This window comes from Flavobacterium sp. UBA7680 (assembly GCF_002482975.1).
Classification (GTDB): Bacteria; Bacteroidota; Bacteroidia; order Flavobacteriales; family Flavobacteriaceae; genus Flavobacterium.
The window spans coordinates 11,575-19,169 of the sequence record NZ_DLHA01000049.1; the positions used below are offsets into that span (position 1 = coordinate 11,575).

The 7,595-nt window shown below is 30.9% G+C and carries 4 protein-coding genes; 1 reads left to right on the forward strand and 3 read right to left on the reverse strand.

Annotated elements, in window-relative coordinates:
* Positions 1–56: 56 nt before the first annotated feature.
* Together aroB and B3C18_RS19910 are read right to left on the reverse strand one after the other, a co-directional pair.
* A complete protein-coding gene (aroB, locus tag B3C18_RS19905; protein WP_291150772.1) occupies positions 57–1,124 on the reverse strand; it encodes a 3-dehydroquinate synthase in 1,068 nt (355 codons plus the stop codon).
* A gap of 119 nt (positions 1,125–1,243) precedes the next feature.
* Positions 1,244–3,946, reverse strand: a complete 2,703-nt coding sequence (locus B3C18_RS19910; RefSeq protein ID WP_291150775.1) for an O-antigen ligase family protein — start codon at positions 3,944–3,946, stop codon at positions 1,244–1,246.
* 159 nt (positions 3,947–4,105) lie between these two features.
* Here B3C18_RS19910 and B3C18_RS19915 point away from each other — a divergent pair, with 159 nt between their 5' ends.
* On the forward strand, positions 4,106–5,275 hold the full coding sequence (locus B3C18_RS19915) for a proline dehydrogenase family protein (RefSeq protein ID WP_291150778.1): 1,170 nt from the start codon (positions 4,106–4,108) through the stop codon (positions 5,273–5,275).
* Between the two features lie 282 nt (positions 5,276–5,557).
* Here B3C18_RS19915 and B3C18_RS19920 read toward each other — a convergent pair whose 3' ends face one another.
* Positions 5,558–7,342, reverse strand: coding sequence for an ABC transporter ATP-binding protein (locus tag B3C18_RS19920; RefSeq protein ID WP_291150780.1), 1,785 nt, complete (start codon positions 7,340–7,342; stop codon positions 5,558–5,560).
* Positions 7,343–7,595: the final 253 nt, after the last annotated feature.

The following is a 7,595-nucleotide window of genomic DNA, read 5'->3' on the forward strand; positions in this document are numbered from 1 at the left end:
GTGGCAAATGTAAAAAATAATATATACCAAAAGCAATGCTTTTAATTAAAAAAAGTTTAAGATTTATAATCTTGAAACGCAGCTAGAATTAATTTATTTTCAACGGATTGGTTAATTTTTATCTTCCCGATTCCTTCAATTAAAGCAAATTGGATCAATCCGTATTCATTTTTTTTGTCATGAATAAGCAATTCCAGAATAGGATCGATGTCATTTTCTTCAAATTTTATATCGTCATAAATTGCTTTTATAGCCGTTTTTATTTCAGAATATTCTGCGGAAGTAATTAAATCTTTATGAAGAGAAATATAACTTTCTAAGATCATTCCCACAGCAATTGCTTCTCCGTGTAATAAAGTTGTTTTAGATTCACTTTCTAAAAAGTAACTTTCGATGGCATGACCAAGAGTATGACCGAAATTAAGTGCTTTACGGATATTTTTTTCTGTTGGGTCCTGAATTACGATTTCGTTTTTAATTTCAACCGAACGGTAGATTAATTGATCTAATGCATTGTAATCAATAGCGCCCAGATCAAGAAATTCTTTCCAGTAAGCCGCATCATAAATTAAACCGTGTTTTAGCATTTCTGCAAGCCCGGAACGCATCTCGCTTTGTGGTAAAGTTTCAAGGTATTCTGTGTCAATCAAAACCATTTGAGGGACATTTATAACTCCAATCTGGTTTTTAAGATTCCCTAAGTCAACTCCGGTTTTTCCTCCTACAGAAGCATCAACCATAGATAATAGAGTAGTAGGGATGTTTATAAAATCAACACCTCTTTTAAAGGTTGAAGCTACAAAACCGCCTAAATCTGTTACAACACCACCTCCAAGATTAATTATAAGTGATTTTCTGTCTGCACCAAGTTCTGTTAAAACATGCCAGATTTCAATACAAGTCTCTATGTTTTTATTGGCTTCTCCAGCTTCAAACTCGATAATTTCAATATTTAAGTCTGTTTCAATTACAGGTAAAAGTTTTGGCAGGCAATACTCATTCGTCTCTGTATCAACTATAATGAAGATATTTGAATATTTATTTTCTTTTAAATGTTTATTTAAAGCTTCGTATGCATACTGGTTAAAATGCACGAGATAATTGTTCGCTTGAATGGATTGCATAATTCTTCGGTTAATTGAAACCGCAAAATAAGGCATTTTTAACTAAAATATATTCAAATTTTAGCCCTAATTTGTTTAAAAACGAATCATTCTAAATTAATGTTTTAAAAGTACAGAAACTATTTACAGGTCTTTAGTAATTGTTGTGCATCAGAATAGTTTTTGTTTTTTGATATATTTATATACTTACAGGCATTAGTTTTGTCATCTTCTTTTAAATAACAAATTGCCAGAAAATATTCTGTCTTTCCATCATTTAATCCCGGATACTTCAAAGCATTCAATAAATAATTAATTGCTTTTTTTGACTGTCCTACTTTTAAATAATAGAAACCAATATTTTGTGCTGCGTAAATGCTTTTTGGGTCAATTTTTAATGCTTTTTGGTAAGAATCCAGAGCTTTATCCATTTCTTTCTGTTTTTCAAAATTTTGACCTTCTGTAATTATATCTGCAATCAAAAGATCGTTTTTTCGTTTTTTTAATGCTGTTTCATCTGCTTCCGCATTTTGCATCTTTGACATTAATTGTTTTGCTGCAGGATAATTTTTATCTTTTGATAAATTAAAATATTTGAGGGCATTAGTTTTATCATTTTCTCTTAAATAAGCAATACCTAAGAAAAACTCTGTTTTACCATCTTTTAAACCGGGATATTTTAGCGCTTCAAGTAAAGCGTTTATTGCTTTTTTATTTTGGCCTTGCTTCAAATAATTGAATCCTATATTTTGTGATATATAAACATTTTTAGGATCAATCTTTAAAGCTTTTTCATAGGATTGTAGAGCATTATTTAAATCAGATTTATTTTCAAAGTTTTGTCCTCCGGTTAGGTAACTCGTAATTAAGAGTTGATTTCTTTGCACAGTTAAAGCACTATCCTGAGGGAATTTTTTCAATCCCTGATCAATAAACTTAAGTAAATTTTGATCATTATAACCCGAATATTTAAGCCCTCGGACTGCAAGATCCCATGTTTGAGGCATTGGTCTGTATTGCGAAAACAGGTTATGTTGTTTTACTATTTCAGTTGTATCTCTTTTTGATATAGCATATTTAAGTGCAGTATTAAATATGTCATAATTTCTTGGACGCAGATAAAATGCCTGTTTAGCATAAACATAAGCACTATCAATATTGCCTTTATGCTTAGATATCACATGTTTGTAAAACTCAATACGCCCAGAATATCCATTAATTTTATTTGCTTTTGAAAAACATTTTAAAGCTTTGTCGTATTGTTTTTCACGGACATAGTAGATTCCTGCGTATTCGTAAAATGATTCTGAGCTACTAAGCGTATTTGGATATGCAGGCATTTTTTTAACAACTTCATCTCCAGTAAGAAATCCTTTTAGATTCACATTTATATCGTCACGAGCAATTAAGTACTCTAAATTTGATGATTTATAAATTACAAAAGCAGAATAACTTGTTAGTATTGATACTACAATTATAATTGGAGTAATAATTTTTAATGAAAATATTTTATTTGGTAAAGCAAATTGATTTATTTCAGAATTTGTTAAGCTCAAGGCCAAAATAAAACTGAAAAATATTGCCATTGTTGGCCTGTACATAGGGAAATTAAAGAAAGAATCGATTCCGTATACTATTAAAAGTAATAGGGTTAATAGAGCAATTATTTGGGATTCTTTATCTTTTGGTTTTATTATTTTTTTCAAATTTATAAAGAAAAGACAAATAAATATTGAAAGATAGATAAATCCATTTATTATTCCTGTTTCTGCTAAAATCTCCAGAAAATCATTGTGCGTATGTAAAGAAACCATGGAATCATTTGACGTAGTTCTTTCATATGGAATTGATTCAACCTGATAATTTCCTAAACCAATTCCTGTGAGTGGGGCTTTTTTGGTGATCTTTAATGCGTTACCCCAAAAAGCCAACCTTAGTTTTGAAGATTCATCGTTATTAATTTTACTGACCCTGTTTTCTAAAGAGGTAAATCTTCCTTTGTCTTTTGATTTTTCAAAAATTGAATTGGCAAATAATATGGCGGCCAGAATCGGAATTATCAAAAATAAAACTTTAGAAATTGATGCTCTTTTAAATGAATATTCTTTTAAAAGGTAAATAATATATATTAAATAGATCAAAAACAAGTTAATAAACGGTGTTCTTGCTCCTGTTAAAAATACAACCGAAGTTACAGAGAATAGGATAAAAACTAAAAACCACTTTTTGTATGTTTTAAAATGAGTTATACCCAAGAGTAAAAAAGGGATTTTAATAGTTAGACTGGCTGCCAAAATATTTATATTTCCCGTATTTCCCTTCATCCCGTTTAATAAATCCATAATTGAGGCATGACGCGGAATAATAATAAAATGACAAAGCTGCTGCCAGGATTGAATTAACGCACTGATACTTATAATCAATATAATTTTATAAAGGAGATGTAATTTATTTTTTAAAAGAATTGAAAGGTTTATAAATAAACTAAATATAATTACTATTTCTGTAAACCTTGTAAATACTAATGAAGTATTTTTTGCTGCAAAATAGGATATAGCGCAAAAAAATAGGAATGTTAAATACAATTTAAAGATATAGTTTCTCTTTATAGAAGAAAAAGTATCTGTGGCTATTAATGAAAGATTGCAATAAAAATAAGCAGCAATAATTACGTTTAGTACTGAAAGATATAAAAACTGTGGATTAATAATTTCTGCACTTTTAAAATAGGGTAGAAAGTCAATTATTAATAATGCTGATATAAAAAGAAGAACTATAAAATTAGGAATAGAGTATTTTCCTTTTACTTCACTTATAATACTATCAATTTGTTGAGTATTCATACGTTTTCTTTTTTTTGCAAAATTACGTAAAAATCAAAGTAAAATCCTACTTTTTTAACAAGCAATATTTTTAAGAGGTTTAAAGATATCAAAAAATATGATATGATTTAGTAAATAATATTCAAAACAGTCTATATCTTTGCACAAAAACTAAACTTAATGGAAAAAATATTCGATAACACTCAGGTTGCTTTTTCACTTAAAAGTGATACAGAACTTGACAGGGCTTATTTTCTTTTTAAAATGATTGATAGTGAGCCTCTAGTACGTATTGGAACTGCTGTTACAAATTTTGCAATCAAAGCACATCTTCCGGTTGAAGGATTGATTCGTGCAACGGTTTTTGATCATTTTTGCGGAGGAGTAAACGAAGACGACTGTTTAACTGTAGTAGATAAAATGTTTACCAAAGGCGTTTCGTCTGTATTAGATTATTCAGTTGAAGGAAAAGAAGAAGAAGCACAGTTTGACGCTGCTTTAGAAATGACCTTAAAAACTATTGAATTTGCAAAAGAACGTTTGGCTATTCCCTTTGCAGTATTTAAACCAACAGGTTTAGGGCGTTTTGAATTGTATGAGAAATTAGGAGAAAAGCAAACTTTGACTCCGGCAGAGCAGGAAGAATGGAATAGAGTGGTAAACCGTTTTGATCAGGTTTGCAGTGAAGCTCACAAAAAAGATGTGGCATTATTGATTGATGGTGAAGAAAGCTGGATGCAGGATGCTGCTGATGAATTAGTTACCGATATGATGCGTAAATACAATAAAGAAAAAGCGATTGTGTTTAACACTTTACAAATGTACCGTTGGGATCGTTTGGATTATTTGAAAAAATTGCATGAAGTTGCTAAGGCCGAAGGTTTCTTTATTGGAATGAAATTGGTTCGTGGTGCTTACATGGAAAAAGAAAACAAGAGAGCAGAAGAAAAAGGATATGTTTCTCCAATTTGTGTTTCTAAAGAAGCGACTGATATTAATTACGATGCTGCTGTTCATTATATGTTAGAGCATTTAGAAACAATGGCCATTTTTGCAGGAACTCATAACGAATTGAGTTCTTATAAATTAATGGAAATGATGACTGAAAAAGGTATTGCCAAAAACGATAAAAGAATCTGGTTTGGACAATTATACGGTATGAGCGATAATATTAGTTACAACTTAGCTGAAAACGGTTATAATGTAGCGAAATATCTTCCGTTTGGACCAGTAAAAGATGTTATGCCGTACTTAATTCGTCGTGCTGAAGAAAATACTTCGGTTGCAGGGCAGACAAGCCGCGAATTATCTATGATTAAAGCAGAGCGTAAACGTAGAAAAGGGAAATAATATTTTCAGTTTCCAGTCTCGGTTTACATTTTATATATAAAAAGCTCCAATTTTCATTGGAGCTTTTTTATGCCTTAATTCTTTATATAAACTGGACTAAAGTCCAGCTCTACAATATAATTTGTTCCTTCGCAACTATCAAAGAGCCTTTGGCTCGATCCATATTGTAGGGCTGGACTTTAGTCCAGTTTAATAAATAAAAATTTAGAAAAACAAACCCGACAGGTTTTAAAAACGTGTCGGGTTTGCATTATAATTTGGAATTTAAAAATTGAAAATTATTTAAGAATTACTAAACTGTAAATTACTTAAGTTTTTATAAATTCCATTTTCTAAATTTATTAATTCCTGATGTGTTCCTTCTTCTGAGATTTCTCCATTGTCCAGAACTAAAATTTTATCTGCATTTCTAATCGTTGAAAGGCGATGAGCAATGATAATACTTGTTCTTCCTTCCATTAATACTTCTAAAGCTTCCTGAACTAGTTTTTCGCTTTCACTGTCTAAAGATGAAGTTGCTTCGTCTAATATTAATATACTTGGGTTTTTAAGTAAAGCTCTCGCAATTGCAATACGCTGACGTTGTCCGCCAGATAATTTAACACCACGTTCTCCAACCAGTGTTTCGAATTTCTCTGGAAAACCGTCCACAAAATTGAATGCATTTGCTTGTTTTGCAGCTAATATTATTTCTTCATCAGATGCATCTGGTTTTCCGTAAGCGATATTTTCTCTTATAGTTCCACCAAAAAGAATTACATCCTGAGGAACAATACTCATATTTCCACGAAGAGCTTCTAAATCATAATCATAAATGTTTTTTCTGTCAACAGTAATTTCTCCCGAAGTTATATCGTAAAAACGCAATAGGAGAGACGAAATAGTAGATTTTCCGGCACCACTCGGGCCAACGATTGCTATTTTCTGGCCAAATTCTGCAGAGAAATTTACATTTTTCAACACCTGAATTTCCTGACGTGTTGGATAGCTGAAAGCAACATTATTGAAAGTTACGTTTCCTTTAATTTTTTCCTGCGTTTTATTTGAATCTGAATTTATTTTCTCAGGACTTTCGTCTAATAGTTCAAAAACACGTTCTGTAGCTCCAATTGCTTTCTGGATTTGTGCATATAACTCGGCAATTCCTCCAAAAGAGGCACCAACAAAAGTTGAATATAAAACGAATGATATTAATTGTCCAACACTCATTTCGCCGGCAATACTCAATCGAACACCAAACCAAACTACGGCTACAATTGCTCCAAATAAACAGAAAATAATAAATGAGGCAAAATAACCACGGTATTTACCGCCTTTTATAGCCAGTTTTACAACATCACTAATTTTTCCTTTATAACGTGCAATTTCGTACCATTCGTTTGCAAAAGCTTTTACAATACTAATTCCCTGCATGGTTTCTTCAACAATTACCTGACTTTCTGCAACCTGATCTTGTACTTTTTTAGAATATTTTCTAATAAATCTTCCAAAAACTACTGCAGCTATTGCAACTAGAGGAACTACTGAAAGCATTAACAAAGTCAATTTTAAACTTTCTGTAGCCAATAAAATTACACCGCCAATAATTAATATAAACTGACGTAAAAATTCAGCAATTGTTGTAGTTAAAGTATCCTGAATTTGTGTAATATCGGCGCTGATACGGCTGTTTAATTCTCCAACTCTTTTTTGAGAGAAGAATGTCATTGGCAGTTTTACCAAATTGGTATACAAAGCCAAACGCAGATTTGCCAGCGTATTTTCGGTAAAATTCACAAACAATGATAATCTGAAGAAAGAGAAAAAGGATTGCAAAAACAGAATTACAATTAATCCTAAAGCTATTTTATTGGCTTCGTCGTTGTTTTTGTTTTTTACACAATCTACAAGCATTCCCATTAATTTAGGAAAGGCGAGGGCAGTAGCGCCTGTTAAAAGCAGAAAAATTAATCCAATGAAAAATTTCCATTTGTGATTTCCTGCGTATGTAAATATTGTTTTTGCTTTGTTAAGAGAAGTAGCTGTAATTTTTGATTTTGGTAAATCGTTTTCTTTAAATCTAGCCATTAGAATATAGTGTTTTTAGGTATGCAAATGTATGACTATAGCAAAAGATTACAAAGCAATATTAAGAATTAGAGATCCAGATTTCGTTTTTTAACTAAATTATAAGAAAACCGGGAATTTTATTTCTTTTTTAAGAAGCTGAAAAATAGGTAGCTAAATAAACACCTGAAAAAAATATTAGATTTTTTTTGAAATATACTTGCAAATACAAATTCTAGCTGTATATTTGCACTCGCAATCACGAAATGATAGC

Bases quoted from the DNA above. Each gene is read 5' to 3' on its own strand.
- B3C18_RS19920 (WP_291150780.1), bottom strand. From the start codon at position 7,342: ATGGCTAGATTTAAAGAAAACGATTTACCAAAATCAAAAATTACAGCT.
- B3C18_RS19910 (WP_291150775.1), bottom strand. From the start codon at position 3,946: ATGAATACTCAACAAATTGATAGTATTATAAGTGAAGTAAAAGGAAAA.
- B3C18_RS19915 (WP_291150778.1), top strand. From the start codon at position 4,106: ATGGAAAAAATATTCGATAACACTCAGGTTGCTTTTTCACTTAAAAGT.
- aroB (WP_291150772.1), bottom strand. From the start codon at position 1,124: ATGCAATCCATTCAAGCGAACAATTATCTCGTGCATTTTAACCAGTAT.